The sequence below is a fragment of the Gemmatimonadaceae bacterium genome, assembly GCA_020851035.1.
Classification (GTDB): Bacteria; Gemmatimonadota; Gemmatimonadetes; order Gemmatimonadales; family Gemmatimonadaceae; genus JACMLX01.
Genome location: JADZDM010000024.1, coordinates 96,446 through 118,290 on the forward strand (window position 1 = coordinate 96,446; position 21,845 = coordinate 118,290).

The following is a 21,845-nucleotide window of genomic DNA, read 5'->3' on the forward strand; positions in this document are numbered from 1 at the left end:
GTCAGCGCCCTCCCTGCTGGAGCTGTTCGACCACCGGCCCGAGTGCCAGCGCCGGCAGGAAGGTGAGTGCCCCCACCAGCAGCACGGTGCCGATGAGCAGGGCGGTGAAGAGCGGAGTGTGCGTCGGCAGCGTGCCCGCGCCGGCCGGCACCCGCTTCTTCTGCGCCAGGCTGCCGGCGATGGCCAGCACGGGGATGATCACGCCGAATCGCCCGACCCACATCACCACCGCGAGCAGCACGTTGTAGAATGGCGTGTTCACCGACAGCCCGCCGAAGGCGCTGCCGTTGTTGTTGCTGGCGGAGCTGAGTGCGTAGAGGACCTCGGTGAAGCCGTGGGCGCCTGGGTTCAGGATGCCGGAACGTCCCGCCTGCGTCCCCACGGCGAGTGCCGTGCCAAGCAGCACCGCCGCCGACGGCAGCAGGATCACCAGCGCCGACATCTTCATCTCGAAGGCCTCGATCTTCTTGCCGAGGTACTCGGGCGTGCGTCCCACCATCAGCCCGGCGATGAACACCGTGATGAGTGCGAACACCAGCATGCCGTACAACCCGCTGCCGGCGCCCCCGTAGACGATCTCGCCGAGCTGCATGAGCCAGGTCGGAGCGAGGCCGCCAAGCGGCGTGAAGCTGTCGTGCATGGCATTCACCGACCCGTTCGACGCGGCGGTGGTGGCGGTGGCCCAGAGGGCGCTGTTGACGATGCCGAAGCGCACCTCCTTGCCTTCCATGTTGCCGCCGGCCTGGGTGGCGGTGGCATCGGCCATCACGCCGGCCCGTGCCAGCAGCGGCGTGCCGGCCTGCTCGGCAGCGATGGTGCCCACCGCGAGCGGCGTGAAGATCATCGTCATCGCGGCCAGGATCGCCCACCCCTGTCGCATGTCACCCACGATTGCGCCGAAGGTGCAGCAGAGGGCGGCGGGGATCAGCAGGATCGCGACCAGTTGCAGCAGGTTGGAGAGCGGGGTGGGGTTCTCGAGGGGATGCGCGCTGTTCACGCTGAAGAACCCGCCGCCGTTGGTGCCCAGCTGCTTGATCGCCACCTGGCTGGCGGCGGGGCCCAGCGGGATCACCTGCGTGGCGGTCGGGTCGGGCGCGGCGTCGAGCACGTGGGCCGTGGCGGGGGCGTCGAAGGTCTGCACCACGCCCTCGCCGGCCAGCGCCACCGCGAGCACGAGGGACAGCGGCAGCAGCACATGCACCGTCCCGCGCACGAGGTCCACCCGGAAGTCACCGATGGTGCCACGCTCGGCGCGGGTGAAGGCGCGCACCAGCGCAGCCAGCACCGCCATGCCGGCCGCCGCCGAGACGAAGTTCTGCGTGCCGAGCGCCAGCATCTGCGTGAGGTACGACATCGTGCCCTCACCGCCGTAGGCCTGCCAGTTGGTGTTGGTGACGAAGCTGATCGCGGTGTTCAGCGCCAGCGTCGGTTCGACGGCACCGAGGGCCAGCGGATTGAGCGGCAGGAGACCCTGCAGCCGCTGCAGCGCGTAGACCAGCAACACGCCGGCTGCGCTGAACAGCAGCACCTGCCGGGCATAGGCAGCCCATCCCGTCTCGCTGTCGGCGGAAACGCCGGTGAGGCGCAGGCAGAGTCGCTCGAGTGGTGCGAGCAGCGGCGAGAGGATGGTGCGCTGGCCCTGGTAGACGCGCGCCATGTACACGCCGAGCGGGTGCGCGGCGAGGAGCACGAGGGCGATGAAGAGGGCGGATTGCAGCCAGGCGGAGCGCGTCATCCGAGGCGCTCCGGCGCCAGCAGCGCATGGATCAGGTAGGCCAGCAGCGCGAGGACGACCAGCGCGGCGATGATGTCGGTCAGCGGCATGGTCGGCTCAGCGGCGCGCGAGGGCGCGGACGGCGAGGAGCGACAGCGCCAGCAGCGCGCCGGCCACCAGCAGTACGACGAGGTCCATCGGTATCTCCGTCGGGAAGGGAACTCCCTCAGGTTACCGGTGGCGGCGTGAGCGCCGTGCGAGACTTCGGGTGGCGGGTGTGAGAGAAGTGTGAGGGCGTGGACGGGAACGGACCGGGCGGGTGACGCATGCCCGCGTCACCCGCACGGTGGTGGTTCACGATCCCTGTCCCCGTGCACGGTCCCCGCGAACGTGGTCCACTCGACCACGGCTCAGAACCGGAACACCTGGTCCGCCCGGGATCCCCCGGAGAAGAACTGCGTCGCCTCCTTCCCGCTGCCGAGGTGCTTCAGCTTCACGATGTTCTGCTGGTCGTCGAACAGCTCGAACATCGTCGCGTTGTGCATCGACACCGCAGTGATCGGCGCCGCCGACGTCCATGTCACGATGAATGCCCACATCTGCCCGTCCGCCCCGCCGCTCACGACCACCGGTGCGAGCCGCCGTCCGTTCACCGACACGGGGAACATCTCCGCCAGGTACGACTGGAACGCGGCCTCCGCCGCCTTCGAGGCCAGCACCAGCGCCGGCGTGCGCGAGCGCTCCACCAGCGCCCGCGTCACGTCGTCGGTGAACATCCGGATCTGCGCCGTGATCACCGTGGGCTCGATCGCCATGCGCGTGTACGACACGTGGAAGTCGTGCCGCACGGGCGGGTCACGCCCCGGCACCTCGCGGGCGGGGGCGGCCGACAGCACCGTCCCCGCCAGCAGCAGCGCCGGCAGCCAGCCGGTCATCACGGCAGGACCGGCGCCGGCTTCGACCACTTGTTGTTCTCGCGGTTGATGTCCACGAGCGCGTTGTCTGGGTCGAGTTCCACCGACGCCACCTCCTTCTGCGAGAAGCGGCCGTACTCGAAGGCCTTCTCGTTCGTGCGCCAGATCGAGACCGGCAGCCGCACCCGTTCCTTCGTGCCGTCGGTGAACGTGAACTCCATCACCACCGGCATCACCAGCCCGCCCTTGTTCTCCAGCGAGACGCGGTTGTAGAAGCGACCGCGTTCCCCCAGGCCAAGCGAGTCGGCGTTCTGCGCCTCGACCTTGCCGATCGCCTGGTCGTTGGCGTGCGTGCTGTAGAACCAGCCACGCCAGAACCAGTTCAGGTTGTCGCCGCTGGCCTGCATCATGCTGCGGAAGAAGTCGGCCGGCTGCGGGTGCTTGAACATCCATGCCTGGCTGTACTCGCGGAACGCGGCATCGAACAGCTGCGGGCCGAGCACCTGCTCACGCAGGATGAACAGGCCGGACGCCGGCTTGGTGTACCCGTTCGGGCCGAAGCCGCGGTGGATCAGGTCCGACTCCGTCATCAGCGGCACCTGGTCGGTGTTCCGCATGTATCCGACGATGTTCGCCCCCACGATCGGCAGCCGGGCCTTCGGCCACGACTGGTCGAACTCCACCGACGCCATCCCTTCCAGGTAGCTGTTCAGCCCCTCGTCCATCCACGTCCACTTCCGCTCGTCGCTGGCCACGATCATCGGGAACCAGTTGTGCCCGACCTCGTGGATGGTCACCGCCACCAGGCCGTACCCCACGTTCTTCAGCACCGTGGCGTTCGCGTTGGCCGGCGGGCGGGCGCCGCAGAACGCGATCATCGGGTACTCCATGCCGCCCACGATGCCGTGGATGTTGCTGGCCTTGGGGTACGGGTACTCGAACGCCAGCTTCCCGTACGTGCGCATGGTCTGCGCGATGGCCTTGGTGCTCAGCGAATCCCACACGCCGAGCGCCTCGCGCGGGTACAGCGAGTGCATCTCGATCGGCTTCGACGCCGGCGTGTACCGGAAGCCGGCTGCATCCCAGATGAAGCCCGGCGACGACGCCCATGCGAAGTCGCGCACGTTCTCGGCCTTGAACCGCCACGTCAGCGGCGCCGAGCCGGCCGGGCGCGTGGCCGGCGTGTTCGCCTCGTCCTTGGTGATGATGTAGACCTGCGTCTCCGACGTCATCGCCTGCGCCAGCCGCTGCCGCTGCGTGGCCGTCAGCACCTCGGTCGGGTTCATCAGCGTGCCGGTGGACTGCACGATGTGGTTGTGCGGCACCGTGATGCTGACGTCGTAGTTGCCGAAGTTCAGGTAGAACTCACCCTGCCCGTAGAACTGGTCGTTCTGCCACCCCACCACGTCGTCGTACACGGCGGCGCGCGGGAACCACTGCGCCGCGAGGTACTCCCAGCCGTCCTTGAGCTTCTCGCGCGCGCCGCGGCCGTTGCGGCTGGCGAACGACTCGGGCATCACGTAGCTCCAGTCGATCTCCAGGTCCTGCACCCCGCCGGTGGCCAGCGGCGACGACAGCGGCACCTTCATCTGCGTGCCCTGCAGCACGAAGGCGGCATCGGTCTTCTGGCCGGTGCGCGACACCAGCTGCACGCGCGTGATCGTGTAGCCCTTGGTGTCCAGGCGCGCGTTGATGAACGCCAGCGCGCGGGGCGAGATGTTGCGCGGCAGCGCCGGCGCGCCGATCATCGCCTCGCTCACCGTGGGGTTGTCGATGTTCTGGTCGAGCTGGAACCAGAGGTAGCCCAGCGCGTCGGGGGCGTTGTTGTGGTAGGTGACGCGCTCGGAGCCGGTCACGGTGTGCGTGGTGGTGTCGAGCGCGACGCGGATCACGTAGTCCACGCGCTGCTGCCAGTACTTCGCGCCCGGCTTGCCGTTGGCGGCGCGGGTCTCGTTCGGTGCGGGCCACTGGTCCAGCACGCGGAACATGGACTGGTTGGTGCGGCCGACGGTGTCGGGGTGGAGCCACTGCTGCGCGCCGAGCGGCGCCGATGCGAGCAGGCCAAGGGCCGTGAGGAGCCGGCGACAGACGATGGGAGATGACATGGGGTGGCGGTCTGGAGGTTGGGACGACACACGGAAAACTACGGGGGGACCGGCGGAACGGTTCCGCTCAGCCGCGCTGCCCGGCCAGGCAGGGAGCACGGAGGACCTCCCCGGCCTGGCGCGGACCTTCCGCGCCCCCGTCGTGGCGCGGTGCGCGGGGTCGCTCACAGCCGCGCCAGCAGCATCTGCGTGGCACATCCCAGCGTCACGCCGCTGGCCGCCAGCACGTACCCGCGGCGGTCCGTCAGGCGGCCCACCAGCAGGGCCCCGATCACCGCCAGCACCACCAGCACGATGACCTGCGCCAGCTCGATGCCGAGGTTGAAGGCCAGCAGCGGCATCACGATCGACTCCTCGTCGCCCAGCAGCCCCCGCAGCACCGACGAGAATCCGAGCCCGTGAATCAGGCCGAAGGTCAGCGCCATGGTGTAGCGGGGCCAGAGCCGGCCGGCGGTGTCGGTCGCCGGAGGGTCGTTGGCACGCCGGCCACGCCGCCAGGTCCAGAGGTTCACGACACTGGTGACCACGATGGTGCCCGGGATCAGCGCCTCCACGACACGCGTGTCGGGATGCACCAGGTTCAGCGTGGCCAGCGCCAGCGTGAGCGAGTGCCCGATGGTGAACGCGGTGATCAGGACGAGGAGCTGGCGCCATCCTCCGAGCTCGTGCGCGAGCGCGAGGGTGGCCAGGAAGAGCAGGTGGTCGGCCGCCTCAGGGGTGAGGATGTGGTGCAGGCCGAGCGCGAGGAAGCTGCCGAAGGACGACATCGGGAAGGCTGAGGACGGTCGCGCCCGCGACCGTCGCGTCGCGCGCGACCTAAGGTCGCTCTTTCGCCGTCCGCTGGGCAGCACCCTCGCCCGACGCGCTGCCGCTGCCACCGGTGCTGGTGTTCACGGCTGTGCCGCCGCCGGCCGCCGCTGCACCGCTGTAGCCCACGCTCCCGACGCTGCTGCCCACCGATTGCACCGGCCGCGCCGTCCGTCCGTCTCCGTCGACGGCCCCCTGCGAGTAGCCTCTGCCATTCACGACCCGGCTGGGCGGCGAGGCGGAGGCCGGCGGATTGGCGTTCGGTGTGCCACCGCCCACCCAGGTGTCCGGATAGACGACGTACGCCTGCCGGTATTGCGAGAGGTTGTAGCAGTAGCTGTCGTTCCACCCGCCCCACGCCGAGCCGTAGCTGCCGTACCCGAGGTAACACGAGTAACTCGGCGAGCACGACGCGCTCATGTACATGCCGCCGTAGCCGCCGCACCCGAATGTGCCGAGCCCCGCGAGCATTGCCGCGTTGGCGACGGCCCGCTCGCGCGCAGGCTGGCGCAGGGCGACCCGCTCGCGGACCACCGGCTCACCGCGCGGGGAGAGCGTGAATGTGCCGGGGCTGGAAACGGCAATCATCATGTCGAGCACCCGCTCCGGCACGCCCGCGGCGCGCAGGCTCCGCAGGTCGCGCGCGCCGAAGAGCACCTTCTGCCCGTGGCCGGCAATCCACGCCTCCACCAGCGCCGGGTCCAGCAACTGCGTGGCGTCCAGCACGTCGCCGGCGGTGAGCGACGCGAGTGCGGTGGAGCGCGCCGTGCGGACGACGGAGCCGTCGGGGTTCGGCACGCGGCGCAAGACGGCGGCGGACACGGCGCGCGTGTCCGCCGCCAGCCGGTGCTCGATGATGCGCACCGCGGTGGTCCCCCGCCGCTTCATCGCCTGCACCCGCACGAACGACCCTTCGGTGCGCATCGTGAAGACCGACGTGGACTGCTGCGTGACGCTGTCGGCGCAGGTGAACTCCGTGCGCACCTGGAAGGAGCGCTCGTTCAGCAACCACCCGGTGACCTGGGTGCCGGTGCACCCATCGCGCTCGAGCGCCACGGGCCGTCCGGTGAGGTCGAAGCGCTCGCGCATGGTGGCGGAATCACCGGCGACCGTCATCAGGTCGACGATGCGCGGGTCATCGGTCGAGAGCAGGCAGGTCATCGGCCCGCGCAGCCCGTCCACCGTCGTCTCCCAGCAGCCCAGGTATGGCAGCCAGTGGGCATCGACCGTGATGGCAGGCGCCGCAGCGGTGTCGGGGGCCTGCGCACCGAGACTCGCCGCGGTGCCGGCCACGATCAGGCCGAGTGCGGCGCACGTCCGGCGGTGCGCCGTCAGTGCGCGCGGCATCACGGCCTCGGCTTCGCGGTGCGCTGCGCACCGCCGCCACTCGTGCTGCTCCCGCCCGACGACGATGACCCGGAGCCAGATCCCACGCTGGTGGAGGTGCCGCCGCCGCCGCCCGAGGGCGTCGCCCGGCGGCCGTCATTCGACGCGCCGCCCTGCGAATAGCCGGCCCCGTTCACCACCCGGCCCGGTCGCGGAGCCGGACCCGTCGGCGTGGGCTGCGTGATGATCACCACCGGTCCGCCGCCGCCATAGGCCCAGCCGGAGTTCTGGCAGCTGAAGACCGAGATGCACGCCGCGTATGGATTGAGCCAGTTGCCGTACAGGCCGCCGGCGTAGCCGTAACCATAGCCGTACCCGTAGCCATACGTCCCGCCCCCGACATACGGCGACCCGAGCATCGGGTCGTAGCCCCACGGCACCTGGCCACCGGCGACCACGCGGGGGTCCGCGGTGGCCGTCCGAACGGCGGGAGAACCGCCGCGTGCCAGGGTGAACACCTGCGGATTGGACAGCGCCACCATCACGTCGATCACGCCCGGTGCCACGCCCGCATCACGCAGCCGGCGCAGGTCCGTCGCCGCGAGGTCGAAGCGCTGGCCGCGATCCGCGATCCACGCCTCCACCACCGGCGAATCCACCTGCTTCACCGCCTCGGCCACGTCGGCGGCGGTCACCGGCGCCGCCGCTTCCACGCGCGCGGCGTATGTCCGCAGCTCCGTGGCCGGCGGCATGCGGTCCAGCATCGCCTGCGGCACGTCAGCCCCTGGCGCCACCGACGCGAAGTTGATCACGCGAACGCCCGAGCCGCCGCGCGTCTTCACCGCCTCGATGCGCGCGAAGCCGGCGTTGTGCGACATGGCGTAGAGGCTGCTCGTCTTCTGCACCGGCCCGCCGCCACAGGTGAGCTCGGACTGCACGAACAGGCGCCGCTCATCGCGCGACCAGGTGCCGCGTTCCCATCCGGTGCAGCCGTCACGCGTGCGCGTGACCTGCCGCCCGCTGGCATCGATCAGCAGGCTCGTGACCACCGAGTCGGCGCCGATGCTGCGCAGCTCGACGACCTGCGGGTCTTCCGTGCCGAGGATGCAGACGCCCGGGCCGGCGAGGCCACCCGTGTGCGTGCTCCAGCAGCCGACGAAGGGACGCCAGCGCTCGTCGAGGCGCACGCCCGGGTCCTTCTGGGCAAGGGCCGGCGTGGCGAGCAGCAGGCCGAACGCGGCGGTGCAGAGCGCGCCGGTGGTGCGTGTGGTGACGGTCATGGTCGTCCCCTCCTACAGGCGCATGGTGAGGCCGAGCGACGCCGAGCCGCCGGACAGGTCGATCTTGTCGAAGCCGACGAAGGCGCCACGCGAGGCGTTCATGCTGCCACGCGACGCGGTGTAGCGCAGGTCACCCATCAGCGAGAAGCGGGTGGTGAGCCGGAGCTCGGTGCCCAGGCTGGCGTAGGCCATCGGGGCCCACCCCGACGCCTTGTACTCGTCGCGGAAGACGTTGAGCGTCTCGAAGTCCACGAAATCGCCGGTCTGGCTGAAGGTGTAGCTCATGACGCCCGCGCCGGCGCCCACCCAGGGCGTGATGCGGGACGGGATCCAGGCGAACTTCGAGATCCGCTCGCCCGGCGCGGTGACGGCGTAGCGCACGCCGAGCGACACCGGGAAGCGCTGCAGGCGGGTGGACTGCTCGATCGGCAGGTCGTTGTTGTCGACGTAGCGCCGGAACTCGGACGCCACGTCGCGGCTCGAGTTGCCGGCGGTGAGCACGATCTCGGCGCGCTCGCTGAGGCGCACCCCGAGGTCCACCTGGTAGCCGCCGGTGGCGAAGTCACCCCGGTTCACGGTGAGCTGCTCGGTGACCAGGCCGTAGATGTCGCTGCCGGCGGTGGGGCGCTCGTAGCCGCCGCGCACGGAGAGACTCAGGATCGGACGGCGGAAGTAGAAGCCGTCACCCACGCTGCCCACGTTCTGGGCCATCAGCGGAATCGGGGCCGCGGCGGCGGCAAGCGCCAGCAGCCAGCGCAGCCAGGTGCCGGTGCGCGGCTCGGCCGTGCGGGCACGGGCGGCGGAGCGGGGATGGAACCGGGTCGGGGAGGGACGCATGGGGCGCTCCGGGGCTGGGCTTGGCGGGAAGACCACCAGAATGGTATCAGCTGAGTACCAGTGTCGGAGTCTGCAGTTCCGTCAGCTGAGGATGCTGCCCAAGCCGGGCCGGCACCAGCCCCCTCCTCACCCCGCCGGCGGTGTGCCCGAGGGCCCGGCGTCGCCGGCCGCGGGCGCGTCGCCCGGCGCGGCGGGGAGGCGGCCATCCCGCTGCAACGCCCGGCGCAGGACGAACTCGATCTGGCCGTTCAGGCTGCGCAGGTCCGCGTTCGCCCAGCGCTGCATGGACTCCAGCAGCGCCGGGTCGACGCGCAACAGGAATGACTTCCGCTCCGCCAACGGTCCGGCCTACTGGTAGATCGTGCCGGTGTTCAGCACCGGCTGCGCACTCCGCTCACCGCAGAGCACCACCAGCAGGTTGCTGATCATGGCGGCCCGGCGCTCGCCGTCGAGCGTCGCCATGCCGCGTTCCTCGACCATCTGCAGCGCCATGTCCACCATGCCCACGGCGCCCTCCACGATCTTGGTGCGGGCGGCGATCATCGCCGAGGCCTGCTGGCGCTGCAGCATCACTCCCGCGATCTCCGGGGCGTAGGCCAGGTGGCTCACCCGGCTCTCGATCACTTCCACGCCGGCCTTCGCGAACCGCTCCGTGAGCTGGATGCTCAGCTCGTTCGCGATCTCGTCGGGATTCACCGAGAGGGAGACCTCCCCCTCGGCGTGGGCATCGTACGGGTACTTCGTGGCCAGTGCACGCAGCGCACTCTCGCTCTGCGTCATCACGTACGTCTCCACGTTCTCCACCTCGAACAGCGCCTCGGCGCTGTCGATCACGCGCCAGACCACGATCGCCGCGATCTCGACCGGGTTGGAGTGCTTGTCGTTCACCTTCAGGCGCGTGGTCTCGAAGTTCCGCGCGCGCAGCGTGATCCGCTTCTTGGTGAAGAACGGGTTCGCGAAGAAGAGCCCCTGCTGGCGCACCGTGCCCTTGTAGGTGCCGAAGAGCTGCAGGACCTTGGCCTCGTTCGGCTCCACCGTGAACAGGCCGGCAGACAGGAAGAGACAGGCCAGGATCAGGACCGCGCCGCCGGCGAGCGTGGAAAACGACCGCCCGCTGATGCCGGCATAGATGAAGTACGCCCCGATGGCCATGCCGGCGAGCAGGGCGAACAGCATGGGGAGGCCAGGGGCGGCCTTGCGGAGGAATTCACGTGTCATGGGAGTTCTCGACCTGGGTGAAGTGACATCGATATGATATCACCGTGATATACGATCGTCGACCCCCCTGGTTTCAGCCGACACCGACCGTGGTGGCGACAGGCATGACGCACGAAGGGGGAGCGGCCACCGGCCGTCCCCCTCTCGCCACCCCATTGGCCGGACCCCGGACCGACGCCCGCGCGCCTGGACGAGGATCAGTCCTGGTCGGGTCGGAGCAACCCGTTGACCAGCAGGTCCTCCTTGAGCACCGGCCCCGGCAGGGTGGGGCGCCGGAAATACCACCACTGCCACTCGGGTCGCCACGCGTTCGTCTGGGCGATGGCCTCGCCCCAGAGGCAGGGGGAGGGCTCGGTGATGGCGTGGAAGCGCTCGTCGGCTTCGTCGAGGCGCGTCGAGGCGGCGCGCCGCTCCCGGGTGCCGGTGGCGGCGAGTGCGCCGGCGAGGATGTCGCGGAGGTCCATGTCGTTCAGCCACTCGTCCAGCGACATGTCGCGCCCGCGCTCGGCCTGGGCGACGATCGCCGACCACTGCTCCAGCAGCCCCACCAGCCCGCGACGCACCACCAGCGGCGCGCAGCCGCGGCTGACCAGGTACGTGTGCACCGCTTCACGTTCGGTGGTCATGGTCCACCCCCCGGCGTGCGTGAGGCCTGCCGCCGGAAATAGGACTCGCCGTCGTTCGGCCGGAAGAACGTGCGGATCGTGCGGTCGCGATTGAACGCCAGGAAGGCCCCGCTCTCGCGATCGAAGCGGGTCACGACACCGTCGGCACGCCGGGCCTCGAGCACGGTGGCGCCGGTTGCCGCATCCCGCAGTGACTGCGCCGCACGCAGGTAGCCGGCCATGTCCAGCCCCGGGAACTCGGCACCGTGCTTCTCGAAGTGCTCCACCAGGTGCCGCCGGTTGGTGAAGCCCGGCCCGCCACCGACAGCCGCGGCACCGGCCGACGGTTCGCGTGCGGCATCGGCATCCCGCGCGGCCTGGCCTGCCGGTGCGGCGCGGGGCGTCGCCGGTGCGGCAGCCGGCGCCGTGCTGGCCGGCGCACGCTGCGGGGCACGCGACCGCGACGAGAAGATCGCGGCGAGGATCGCGAGGATCACGGCGACCGGAAGGCCGGCCCGGGTGCGTCGGCGCGGACGGTTCATGCGCAGGAGCAGGGGGAAGGCACCGCGGCGGGAGAGCGGCGCGTGCACGACCTTCGCCTCGATTCCAGCATCCCGCAAGCGTGCGCGGCGTGGTGCCGGAATGTCATGCGTGCCGGCACGCGAGATTCAACGGTCGTCCGTCGCGCGCGGGTCGCGGGACGCGACGATCAGCGGCGGCGGAAGTGCTGGCCGGCGTCCCAGGTCGTGCTGTCGAACTGCACCAGGCCAAGCGTGCCGCCGCGCACCGCGAGCAGGATGGAGGTGGCGCGGGCCGCCGTTCCCTCGGTGCGGACCACCACCCGCAGCAGCGAGTCGGCGCCGTCCCAGGTGCCACGTTCCACGAGGCTGTCACGGCCGGGCGTCACGCGCACCAGCTCGGCCATGCCGTCCTCGCGGATCAGCAGCCGGGCCAGTCGCGCACTGCCTCCGGCACCGGACACGCTGTCACTCTCCCAGCGTCCCACCACCGCGCTGTCCTGGACGCGGGCCTTCTTGTCCCGCTGGCTGCAGGCGGTGACGGACAGGATGGCGATGCAGAGGAGGGTGGCGTGGCGTGGGCGCATGGGGACAATCTCGCACCGGCCGGCACCGCATCACAGCGCCGCTCCCGGGATCCCGCCCGCCACTGCTGGCGTGGCCCGGCGTTCGGGCGTAGCGTGCCCGCATGGCACTCCACACCCCTCGTCGTCTCCGACAGCTCCCGCGCGCGGCACTGCTGCTGGCGCTTCCCGCCGCCTTTCCCGCCGCCGACCTGCCTGCGCAGCAACGCCGCGCACCAGCCACCGGCGCCGCCAACGGCGCACCCAACACCGATGTCTGGCTTTCGCGCATCAGTCGCCGCGACGGCGCCCTGCTGGTGCAGCCGCCGCTGAACCTCTCGCGGCGCGACGGCTACGACAACCAGCCCAGCTTCGACGCCCGCGGCCGCACACTGTTCTACACGCGCCGTGCGCCGAACGCGCTGCTGGCCAACACGGAGCGCGACGTGCAGACCGACATCTGGCGCTATGCCCTGGATGGCTCGCAGCACGTGCCGGTCGCCGTCACCGCCGAGAGCGAGTACTCGGCGCAGGTCACACCCGACGGCAGCGCGCTCACGGTGGTGCGGGTGGAGCGTGACTCGGCCCAGCACCTCTGGCGCCTCCCGCTGTCGGCCGACGGTCGCGCGGAACGCCTCGTGGGGCGCGTGAAGCCGGTGGGGTACTACGCGTGGGTGGACGCGCAGGTGGCGATGTTCGTCCTCGGCGCGCCCGCCACGCTGCAGGTGATGGACACCGTGTCGGGACGCCTGGACACGATCGCGCGGGACATCGGGCGTGGCGTGAAGCGCGTGCCCGGCACTGGGCGCGTGAGCTTCGTCCAGCGCGCCGGCGCGCAGTGGTTCATCGACGAGGTGGACCTGGCCACCCGCGTGGTGACGCGACTGGTGCCGACGCTGCCGGGTGCCGAGGAGTATGCGTGGCTGGACAGCACCACCATCGTCGCCGGCAGCGGCACCACGCTGCAGGTGTGGACGCGTAACCAGCAGGGCTGGAGCGTCGCCGCCGACCTGTCGTACGCCCCGCTCACGAAGATCACGCGGGTGACGATCGATCCCACCGGCGCCTGGCTGGCGTTCGTGGCCGAGCCCACGCCGGTGCCGCCGCCCCGCGCCGCGACATACCGACCGCGTGTGCGGGATGCGGATGTGGCGCGCGACCTGGCCATCCTCGCGGCGGACAGCATGGAAGGGCGGCTGACCGGCTCACCGGGCAGCTGGCGTGCGACGCGGTGGCTGGCCGCGCAGTTCGCGGCAGCGGGGCTGCAGCCGGCGGGCGACAGCGGCTTCGTGCAGCGCGTGCCGCTGGCGAGGGGCAGCGCGGCGCCCGGCGCGCGGGTGCGTCCGCAGCTCCTCACCAGTTGGGGCGCGTACGACTCGGTGCCGGCGGCCAACCGCCTGCCGGGCGCCAACGTCGTGGGCTACATCGAGGGCAGTGATCCCGCGTTGCGGAGCGAGTACGTGCTGATGACCGCACACTACGACCACATCGGCGTGACGAAGGCGGTGGAGGGCGACTCGATCAACAACGGCGCCGACGACGATGCGGCGGGCACGATCGCCGTCCTGCAGGTGGCGCGGTTGCTGGCCCGCGGCGCGGTGCGCCCGAAGCGCACGATCATCTTCGCCGCGATGACCGGGGAAGAGGTGGGGCTGCTCGGCACGCGCTGGTTCATCGACCATCCCACGCGGCCGCTGTCCGAGATGGTCGCGAACCTGGAAGTGGAGATGATCGGGCGCCCGGACAGCCTGGCCGGTGGCGCGGGCAAGGCGTGGCTCACGGGGTACGAGCGCTCCACCCTCGGCGACCAGTTGCGCGACGGCGGCATCCCGATCGTTCCCGACCGCCGGCCCGCCCAGCGCTTCTTCGAGCGCAGCGACAACATCGCGTTCGCGCGCATGGGCATCCCGGCCCACACGCTCTCGAGCTTCAACCTGCACGCCGACTACCACACCGTGCGCGACGAGGCCCGTTACGCCGACCCCTCGCACATGGCGCGCGTGATCGAGGCGGCGGCGCAGGCGATCGTCATCCTCGCCAACGGTGCGAAGCCGGCGTGGCACCCGAACGGCCAGCCGGTGGGCACCACGCGACCGATGCGCTAGGGCACGCCACTAGCCCCAGTCGAAGCTGACCGCGCACGCGACGTCGCTGAGGATCGCGGCGGCGGCGCGCTCAGGGGTGAAGTCGCCGTGGAGCACGAACGGCCGTGGATAGCGGTCGCGCAGGCGCGGGGTGAGGTCGGTGTCGGTGGGGCCGGAGAGGTGCACCCATGCCAGGTCGAGTGAGGCCAGCAGCCGCAGTGCCGTGCCGAACGTGGTGAGGGGATCACGGTCGCGCATCGCGTTCGCGGTGCCGGCCGGTGACAGGCGCACACCGGTGCGGTCGGCACCGACCACCTTCGCCACTGCCTCGGTCACCTCCATCAGGAACCGGGCGCGCTGTTCGGCGGCACCGCCGTAGCGGTCGAAGCGCTGGTTCACGCCGTCGCGCAGGAACTGGTCCACCAGGTGGCCGTCTCCCGCCTGGATCTCGATGGCGTCGACGCCGGCGACCAGGGCGCGGCGCGCCGCGAGCGAGAACTGCTGCACCACCGCGGGAATCTCGGTCGAGTCCAGCGCGCGTGGCTCTGACGCCGGCTCGTCGGTGCCGCGCGGCGAGCGGAGCAACACCGAGGAGGCGGTGAGTGGCGTGGATGTCAGCGGCGCCGCGCCGCCCTCCTGCCACGCGTGGAGCGAGAGACGGCCGCAGTGCGTGAGCTGGAGTGCGATCCGTCCTCCGGCATCGTGCACGCTGGTCACCACCTGACGCCACGCCTCGCCATGTTCGTCGGTCCAGAGGCCGGCCATGCCTGGCCAACCCACGCCTGGTCGCGCTGCGGCGGCGCCGTCGGTGAGCAGCAGCCCGGCGTCGGCGTGCGCGGCGAGCAGCGCACCCGACTCCGGTGACGGTGACCAGTCCGCCTGCGCTCTCCCGCGTCCGAGGCCGGCCTTCAGCACCCGCGAGGGCAGCCGGAGTGCACCGAGTGAGACAGGGGCGTGCAGGATGGGGAAGTCGGTCATCGGGGCCGGGCGCGGGAACGGCGTGCACGTGGCGTGTGCGAGGTGCTCGCGCCGCGGGTGGGGCGGGTTCGCCCCGGCAGGAAGGATACCCGGCGCGCCGGCCACCCCGGCGTCGAGCGATCCGCCGGTTGCGGTTGCGCCGCCCCTGACCTGCCGCCATTCTCGCCCGATGCCTTCGAACGACGCCGATCGCATCGGCCCCAAGGGACACGTGTACGTCGAGCTGGTGCGAGAGCAGTACCGGGCGCCGCTCGAGCGCGGGAGCGTGCGCCGGTCGCTGGCCACGGCGCTGCTGGCGATCGCGCTGGTGATCCTCGGCGTGGTGGGGGCCTGGGTCGCCAATCCCGAGGCGCTGGTTGCGGTGGCGGTCGGTGGCGTGGCGCTCTTCTCGTCACTGCCCGAGCTGCAGGCGCTGCGCCCGGAGTTCGAGGAGTCGCGGCGGATCGGGTGGGTGGAGCCGTCGTTCGACGACAGCCGGGTGACGGCCGGCGAGCCGGCCACCTTCGCCACCGTGCTGCATGCCAGGAACGCGCTCACGGTGCGGGGCCTGTCGCTGGTGGCCGAGGCCCACCAGTGGGCGGGTGACCGGCGGGGGGCATCGCTGCTGGTGCTGCCGCTCCCCGTGACCCTCTCCGGCAGCCAGGTCGCGGCGGGGGACAGCTGGCGCCAGACGGTGACCTTCCGCATCCCCGACAGCGCGCCTGCGAGCTGGTACGATGCCGGCAGCTCGGTGCGCTGGACGATGACGATGGAACTGACCTTCGCCAACGCCGAGCCGTGGCGCCGGACGTGGCCGATGCTGGTGTTTCCGGCCGAGGCGAGCTGACCGTCAGGCAAACGGGAAGTGCACGACGCGGGTCGTGACGCGACCCTGACCATCCGACGTTGCGCCGGCGCGGCCGCGGCGGCAGGATTCGGGTACCACGCCGGCGTCTGCTTCGCGGTCGGCTGCTTCTTCTCAACTCATCGTCTCAACGTCGCCTCTCATGGCCATCGAGATCCGCCGCGCCGCCGTCATCGGCGCGGGCACGATGGGGAGTGGTATTGCCGCGCAGCTGGCGAACGCGGGAATCCCGGTCCTCCTGCTTGACGTCGTTCCAGCCGGCGCCGCCGAGCGGAACGTCCTCGCAGCCGGCGCGCTCACGCGCATGCGCACGCAGCAACCCGCGCCGTTCATGAGCGCCGAGGCGATGGCCCTCGTCACCCCCGGGAACGTCGAGGATGACCTCGACGCCGTCAGCGAGGTGGACTGGATCATCGAGGCGGTGTTCGAGGACCCGGCGGTGAAGGCGCCGCTGTACAAGAAGCTCGACGCCACGCGTCGCCCCGGCAGCATCATCTCGTCGAACACCTCCACCATCCCGCTCGGCACGCTGATCGCGGGACAGTCCGAGGCGTTCGCCGCCGACTTCGCGATCACGCACTTCTTCAACCCGCCGCGGTACATGCGGTTGCTGGAGCTGGTGAGCGGGCCGCAGACGCGCCCGGAGGTCACCGACGCGCTGCGCCGCACCTGCGACGAGCGGCTGGGCAAGGGCGTGGTGGTGTGCAAGGACACCCCGGGCTTCATCGCCAACCGCATCGGCACGTACTTCATGTATGCGGCGATGCACGAGGCCCTGCGGCACGGGCTGTCGGTGGAGGAGGCGGATGCGGTGTGCGGCAAGCCGATGGGGCTGCCCAAGACCGGCATCTTCGGGCTCACCGACCTGGTGGGACTCGACCTGATGCCGCACATCATGAAGAGCTTCCACGCCACGCTGCCGGCCGGCGATCCGTTCCTGTCGCTGCCGACATCGTTCGCCCCGATGGAGACGCTCATCGCCGCCGGCAACACCGGCCGGAAGAGCAAGGGTGGTGGCTTCACACGGCTGGTGAAGGACGCCAGCGGCGCGCGAATCAAGGAAGTGGTCGACCTGCAGACGGGCGCGTACCGCGCCGAACGGGAACCGCGACTGGCGTCGCTGTCGGCAGCGAAGGGGAAGGGGGCGCTGCGCACGCTCGTGTCGTTCGATGATCGGGGCGGGCGTTTCGCGGCGTCACTGCTGGCGCAGGGACTCTCGTACGCCGCTTCGCTGGTGCCGACCATCGCCGATCGTGTGAGTGCGGTGGACGAGGCGATGAAGCTGGGCTACGGCTGGACGTTCGGCCCCTTCGAACTGATCGACCAGCTCGGTGCCGCAGGATTCGCTGCGCTGCTGCAGCAACACGGCATCGCCGTGCCACCGATCGCGGCGCGCGGGCTTCCGTTCTATCGCATCGACGGTGGTGTGCTGGAAGAGCTGCTCCCGTCGGGCGAGTACGCGGCCGTGCCGCGCGCCGCCGGCGTGCTCTCGCTGGACGACGTGAAGCGGAAGGGCAAGCCGGTGATGAAGAACGCGTCTGCCAGCGTGTGGGACATCGGCGATGGGGTGCTCTGCCTGGAGTTCACCTCGAAGATGAACACCATCGATCCCGAGATCATGGCGATGATCCGCCAGGTGATCGCGACCGTGGGCGACGGCGGCGGCGCCTACAAGGCACTGGTCATCTACAACGACGGATCGAACTTCAGCGTCGGGGCGAACCTCGGCCTCGCGATGTTCCTGCTGAACATCGCGAGCTACGATGCCCTCGAGCAGAGTGTGGCCGACGGGCAGAAGACGTACCTCGCGCTGCAGCATGCCCCGTTCCCGGTGGTGAGTGCGCCGGCCGGCATGGCACTCGGTGGCGGCTGCGAGATCCTGCTGCACTCCGATGCGGTGCAGGCGAACGCGGAGAGCTACATCGGGCTCGTGGAGGCGGGTGTGGGCATCGTGCCGGGCTGGGGCGGGTGCAAGGAGATGCTGCTGCGCCACGTCGCACCGGTGCAGGTTGATGCCGCCAGGGCAATGGCGGCGACCGGGCACGTGTTCCAGGCCATCGCCACCACGCGAACCTCCACCTCGGCGGCCGACGCGCGGACGATCGGATACCTGCGCAGCGGCGATGGCATCACCATGAATCGTGACCGGCTGCTGGCCGACGCGAAGGCGAAGGCGCTGTCGCTGGTGGCCGGCTATGCCGCGCCGCCGATGCGTTCGGTGTCGGTCGCCGGTGCGCGTGGCAAGGCGATGCTCATGGCCGGTGTCGCATCGATGGTGGCGTCCGGACAGGCGACTGCGCACGACGCAGTGGTGTCGGAACACCTCGCCAGCGTGGTCACCGGCGGTGACGCGGCGGCGGGCGCCTCGCTCGACGAAGTGGCGCTGCTGGCGCTGGAACGCACGCACTTCATGCAACTCGCCCGCACACCGGGCACCCTGGCCCGGATCGAGCACATGCTCGCCACCGGCAAGCCGCTGCGGAACTGAGGACCACCGGACATGCCCACATACAAGGCTCCCCTGGACGACATGAAGTTCGTCCTGAACGACGTGATCGACTATTCGCGACTGGTGACACTGCCCGGGTATGCCGACTTCGACGCCGGGACGGCGATGTCGGTGCTGGAAGGGGCAGCGCAGTTCTGCGAGGAGGTACTGCAGCCGCTCAACCAGAGTGGTGACTCGGAAGGCTGCCACATCGAGGACGGCACGGTCACCACACCGAAGGGTTTCATCGACGCGTACAGGCAGTACGTGGCGGCGGGATGGCCCGCGCTCTCGGCGGACGAGGCGTTCGGCGGACAGGGGTTCCCGCAGACGCTGCGCTTCGCGGTGGAAGAGATGATGTGCGCCTCGAACCTCAGCTTCGGGATGTTCCCCGGCCTCAGCCACGGCGCCTATCACGCGCTGCTGATGCACGGCACCGACGCGCTCAAGACCACGTGGCTGCCAAAGCTGGTGACCGGTGAATGGGCCGGCACCATGTGCCTCACCGAGGCGCATTGCGGCACCGATCTCGGCCTGCTCACGACGAAGGCCGTTCCGCGCGAGGACGGCAGCTATGCGATCACGGGGAACAAGATCTTCATCTCCGCCGGTGACCACGACCTCACGTCGAACATCGTGCACCTGGTGCTGGCGCGCCTGCCCGACGCACCGCCTGGCATCAAGGGCATCAGCCTGTTCATCGTGCCGAAGTTCCTGCTGGTCGCCGATGGCACGCCCGGCGACGCGAACGGCGTGCGCTGTGTGAGCATCGAGCACAAGATGGGCATCAAGGCATCGCCGACCTGTGTGCTGGCCTTCGATGACTCGATCGGCTGGCTGGTGGGTGAGACGAACAAGGGCATGCGCGGGATGTTCACGATGATGAACGCGGCGCGCCTGGCCGTCGGCATGCAGGGGCTCGGCATCAGCGAGGTCGCGTACCAGAACGCGGTGAGCTATGCGAAGGACCGCCTGCAGGGCCGCTCGCTCACCGGGCCGAAGAACCCGGCCGGGCCCGCCGACCCGCTGATCGTGCACCCCGACGTGCGCCGGATGCTCATGACCATCCGCGCCTTCAACGAGGGGGCGCGCGCCCTCTCGCTCTGGGTCGGCACGCACATCGACCTGCACGAGAAGCACCCCGATCCGGCGGTGCGCAAGGACGCCGACGACTTCGTCGCCCTGATGACGCCGATCGTGAAGGCGTACTTCACCGACATGGGCTCCGAGTGCGCGAACATGGCGATGCAGATCTACGGCGGCCACGGCTACATCCGGGAGTACGGGATGGAGCAGTTCGTGCGCGACGCCCGCATCGCGCAGATCTACGAGGGCGCCAACGGCATCCAGGCGCTGGACCTGGTGGGGCGCAAGCTGCCCGCCGAGGGGGGGCGCTTCCTGCGCTTCTTCTTCCACCCGCTGTCCGAACGGCTCCAGCGCACGGTCGCGGATCCGCAGCTCCGCGAGTTCGCCGAGCCGCTGTCGAAGATCTTCGCACGCCTGCAGCAGGCCACGCAGTTCGTGGCGATGAAGGCGCTTGGCAACCCGGACGAGGCGGGGGCGGCAAGCAGCGACTACCTGCGCCTCTTCGGCCTGGTGGCGCTGGGCGACATGTGGCTGCGCATGGCGGAGGCCGCGTACACCCGGCTCCCCGCCGCGGACGGGGACCGCCTGTTCCTCGAGACCAAGATCCACACGGCGCGCTTCTATTTCACCAAGGTGCTGCCGGAGGCGCATGGCCTCTTCGCCCGGATCATGGCGGGTGCCGCACCGGTGATGGCCCTGGAGGCGGACGCCTTCTGACGGCATCGCGGGCGTGACCGGCCCCACCGGCACGCCCGCGGACGCGAATGCAGGCAAGGCTTCAGCTTCCTGCCCGCACCGCCGATCCTGAAGGCAGGAATCCGCTGGACCCTGTTGCCGTTCCGCGGCGCCGTCGTCGTACTGACACGGCGGTGTGGGACCGCCCGGCCGTATCGTGACCATGCCCCCATTCCGGCGGGCATGGATGCGGTGTGCCTCTCGACGATGGGAGACTCACGTGCACCCAGAACTGTTCGAACTCAAGGCGCTCGTCGCCGGACGCCTCGACCTGCACCGTCGACGCGAGATCGATGATCACCTTGGCTCGTGTGCCGAGTGCTCGCGACACTACGTCGCGATGATGCTCGGCAGCTCGTCGCCGAAGACATCGGAGCAGGAGGCACGCGCCGGGATGGTGGCCGCGGCGGCTGCGCCCGTGCTCGCCGGTGCCTCGGGTGGTGCGTCACTCGCGTCGGCCTACGGCATCGATGCCCCGCTGGCGCCGCCCGCGCCGCGACCGGCGCCCCGCGTGCCGAACACATCGCACGCGCTGGAGGTGGAACTCGGTCCCTCGACGGCGTCGTCGCAGGTGCCCGTCTCCCCCAGCCTGGTGGACGCCATCACGAAGTTCCGGACGGAGTCCGACCTCGCACGCGGGGTGGCCTCGGCCGCCGCGCCAGCGGTCGTGCCATCGGCGCCGGCGCCGAAGCCCGTTGCCGCTGCTCCTGCGCCCAGCGCAGCGGCCCAGCAGGCAGGTGCACCGGCGGCGCCCGTGCGCGCCGCTGCGGCCGCCGCCGCGCCGGACCCGGTGCCCGCTGTGATCATCGCCGCCGAGACCGTGGCGCCCGAATCTTCGCTGATCATCGAGCCGTCGATCTTCATGCCCACGCCGCTCGGCGGTGTGTCGATCATCAACCCGCCCGCACCCGCCGCCTTCGCGCCGACGCCCGATCGCGCCGCCTACATCGCGAAGCCGAAGGCGCCGTCCGAGGTGCCCGTCACCCCGCCGACGCCGGAACTGGTCGTCACCTTCTCCTCGACGCCCACGCGGTTCAAGACACACCGCTCACCGGCGGCATCGCCGGTCGTCGAACCGACGACGCCGCGGGCCGTGCCGCTGTCCGATTCGGAGATCGAATACGTGTCACAGTCGGTGCCGACGAGTGCGTCGGTCCCGCTCCCGGAGTTCCCGCACGCCGAGCCCGCGCACGCGCCGGCACCGTCGTCGAAGTCGTTCGGGATGCTCGCCGGCGGCGTGGCAGTGATGGCGGTGCTCGCCATCGGTGGCGTGAGCTACTTCCGGTCGTCGGTGTCTGCCGCTGCGGCCGCTGCGGCCAGTGCGGCCGCGAAGCAGGTGACAGCGGCTGCTGCTGCACAGCGCACGCCGGCGGCCGCACCGGTGTCACCGGCACCGGTGCAGACCCGCGTGGTCTACGTCGAGCGCCCGTCGCGGAAGAAGGACGAGAAGCCGAAGGAAGCCGAGGCGCCCACCGTGGTGCCGACCGCACCGACGGCCGTGGTCATCCTGCCCGACGTGAACCTTCCCACGGGCCCGGATGCGTCGCTGCAGTCGAACACGCAGCGCAGCGCCACCTCGGAACTCACGCGCAGCGCCCGGGCGACCGCCATGCGGACGGCCACGCCGCGCCCATAGTCGCAGCACGGCGAAGCGAGGACGCCATCGGGGGCCACCACACGCGACGTGTGGTGGCCCCCGATGCGTCGGGACCGGCCTGCTGCCACTGACGCGGCGCCACTGGT

20 protein-coding genes are annotated in these 21,845 nt (G+C 70.7%); 6 read left to right on the forward strand and 14 right to left on the reverse strand.

What is annotated here, in order from left to right:
• Position 1: 1 nt before the first annotated feature.
• Both kdpA and IT355_17085 read right to left on the reverse strand, forming a co-directional pair.
• Complete coding sequence (gene kdpA / locus IT355_17080; GenBank protein ID MCC7054989.1) at positions 2 to 1,735, reverse strand: potassium-transporting ATPase subunit KdpA; 1,734 nt, start codon at positions 1,733 to 1,735, stop codon at positions 2 to 4.
• Entirely contained in the window at positions 1,732 to 1,824 is a 93-nt protein-coding gene (locus tag IT355_17085) for a potassium-transporting ATPase subunit F (protein ID MCC7054990.1), read from the reverse strand. The genes kdpA and IT355_17085 overlap by 4 nt, the downstream gene beginning before the upstream one ends.
• Between IT355_17085 and IT355_17090 the strand changes: the two genes are divergently transcribed.
• Entirely contained in the window at positions 1,823 to 1,963 is a 141-nt protein-coding gene (locus tag IT355_17090) for a hypothetical protein (protein MCC7054991.1), read from the forward strand. The genes IT355_17085 and IT355_17090 overlap by 2 nt on opposite strands.
• 161 nt (positions 1,964 to 2,124) lie before the next feature.
• Here the strand turns inward: IT355_17090 and IT355_17095 are convergent, their stop codons facing one another.
• The 11 genes from IT355_17095 to IT355_17145 all read right to left on the reverse strand — a co-directional run bounded on the left by IT355_17095 (position 2,125) and on the right by IT355_17145 (position 11,911).
• Positions 2,125 to 2,649 (reverse strand): hypothetical protein, encoded by a 525-nt coding sequence (locus tag IT355_17095; GenBank protein MCC7054992.1) that lies wholly within the window; start codon positions 2,647 to 2,649, stop codon positions 2,125 to 2,127.
• Positions 2,649 to 4,733 (reverse strand): M1 family metallopeptidase, encoded by a 2,085-nt coding sequence (locus IT355_17100; protein ID MCC7054993.1) that lies wholly within the window; start codon positions 4,731 to 4,733, stop codon positions 2,649 to 2,651. The genes IT355_17095 and IT355_17100 overlap by 1 nt, the downstream gene beginning before the upstream one ends.
• A 164-nt stretch (positions 4,734 to 4,897) precedes the next feature.
• Positions 4,898 to 5,500: a HupE/UreJ family protein gene (locus IT355_17105; protein ID MCC7054994.1), complete on the reverse strand. Its 603-nt coding sequence runs from the start codon at positions 5,498 to 5,500 to the stop codon at positions 4,898 to 4,900.
• A 49-nt stretch (positions 5,501 to 5,549) separates the two neighbouring features.
• Positions 5,550 to 6,887, reverse strand: coding sequence for a hypothetical protein (locus IT355_17110; GenBank protein MCC7054995.1), 1,338 nt, complete (start codon positions 6,885 to 6,887; stop codon positions 5,550 to 5,552).
• Positions 6,887 to 8,146, reverse strand: a complete 1,260-nt coding sequence (locus IT355_17115) for a hypothetical protein (protein ID MCC7054996.1) — start codon at positions 8,144 to 8,146, stop codon at positions 6,887 to 6,889. The genes IT355_17110 and IT355_17115 overlap by 1 nt, the downstream gene beginning before the upstream one ends.
• Positions 8,147 to 8,158: 12 nt before the next feature.
• Entirely contained in the window at positions 8,159 to 8,983 is an 825-nt protein-coding gene (locus IT355_17120) for a hypothetical protein (protein MCC7054997.1), read from the reverse strand.
• 126 nt (positions 8,984 to 9,109) lie between these two features.
• Entirely contained in the window at positions 9,110 to 9,298 is a 189-nt protein-coding gene (locus IT355_17125; GenBank protein ID MCC7054998.1) for a hypothetical protein, read from the reverse strand.
• Positions 9,299 to 9,331: 33 nt separating this feature from the next.
• A complete protein-coding gene (locus IT355_17130; GenBank protein ID MCC7054999.1) occupies positions 9,332 to 10,201 on the reverse strand; it encodes an SPFH domain-containing protein in 870 nt (289 codons plus the stop codon).
• A gap of 197 nt (positions 10,202 to 10,398) precedes the next feature.
• Positions 10,399 to 10,827, reverse strand: a complete 429-nt coding sequence (locus tag IT355_17135; GenBank protein ID MCC7055000.1) for a hypothetical protein — start codon at positions 10,825 to 10,827, stop codon at positions 10,399 to 10,401.
• The gene (locus tag IT355_17140; GenBank protein MCC7055001.1) at positions 10,824 to 11,348 is read right to left on the reverse strand and encodes a hypothetical protein; all 525 of its coding nucleotides are present in this window, start codon (positions 11,346 to 11,348) and stop codon (positions 10,824 to 10,826) included. The genes IT355_17135 and IT355_17140 overlap by 4 nt, the downstream gene beginning before the upstream one ends.
• Before the next feature lie 167 nt (positions 11,349 to 11,515).
• A complete protein-coding gene (locus IT355_17145) occupies positions 11,516 to 11,911 on the reverse strand; it encodes a hypothetical protein (protein MCC7055002.1) in 396 nt (131 codons plus the stop codon).
• Positions 11,912 to 12,012: 101 nt separating this feature from the next.
• Between IT355_17145 and IT355_17150 the strand changes: the two genes are divergently transcribed.
• Positions 12,013 to 13,992 (forward strand): M20/M25/M40 family metallo-hydrolase, encoded by a 1,980-nt coding sequence (locus tag IT355_17150; protein MCC7055003.1) that lies wholly within the window; start codon positions 12,013 to 12,015, stop codon positions 13,990 to 13,992.
• Between the two features lie 9 nt (positions 13,993 to 14,001).
• Here the strand turns inward: IT355_17150 and IT355_17155 are convergent, their stop codons facing one another.
• Positions 14,002 to 14,949, reverse strand: coding sequence for a hypothetical protein (locus IT355_17155; protein ID MCC7055004.1), 948 nt, complete (start codon positions 14,947 to 14,949; stop codon positions 14,002 to 14,004).
• Between the two features lie 169 nt (positions 14,950 to 15,118).
• On the opposite strand from IT355_17155, the gene IT355_17160 reads away from it, so the two are divergent.
• The 4 genes from IT355_17160 (at position 15,119) to IT355_17175 (ending at position 21,738) form a co-directional block, all read left to right on the forward strand.
• Positions 15,119 to 15,775: a hypothetical protein gene (locus tag IT355_17160; GenBank protein ID MCC7055005.1), complete on the forward strand. Its 657-nt coding sequence runs from the start codon at positions 15,119 to 15,121 to the stop codon at positions 15,773 to 15,775.
• Positions 15,776 to 15,935: 160 nt separating this feature from the next.
• On the forward strand, positions 15,936 to 18,281 hold the full coding sequence (locus IT355_17165) for a 3-hydroxyacyl-CoA dehydrogenase/enoyl-CoA hydratase family protein (GenBank protein ID MCC7055006.1): 2,346 nt from the start codon (positions 15,936 to 15,938) through the stop codon (positions 18,279 to 18,281).
• Positions 18,282 to 18,293: 12 nt separating this feature from the next.
• Entirely contained in the window at positions 18,294 to 20,084 is a 1,791-nt protein-coding gene (locus tag IT355_17170) for an acyl-CoA dehydrogenase C-terminal domain-containing protein (GenBank protein ID MCC7055007.1), read from the forward strand.
• Between the two features lie 238 nt (positions 20,085 to 20,322).
• Positions 20,323 to 21,738, forward strand: coding sequence for a hypothetical protein (locus IT355_17175; GenBank protein MCC7055008.1), 1,416 nt, complete (start codon positions 20,323 to 20,325; stop codon positions 21,736 to 21,738).
• Positions 21,739 to 21,845 lie beyond the last annotated feature (107 nt).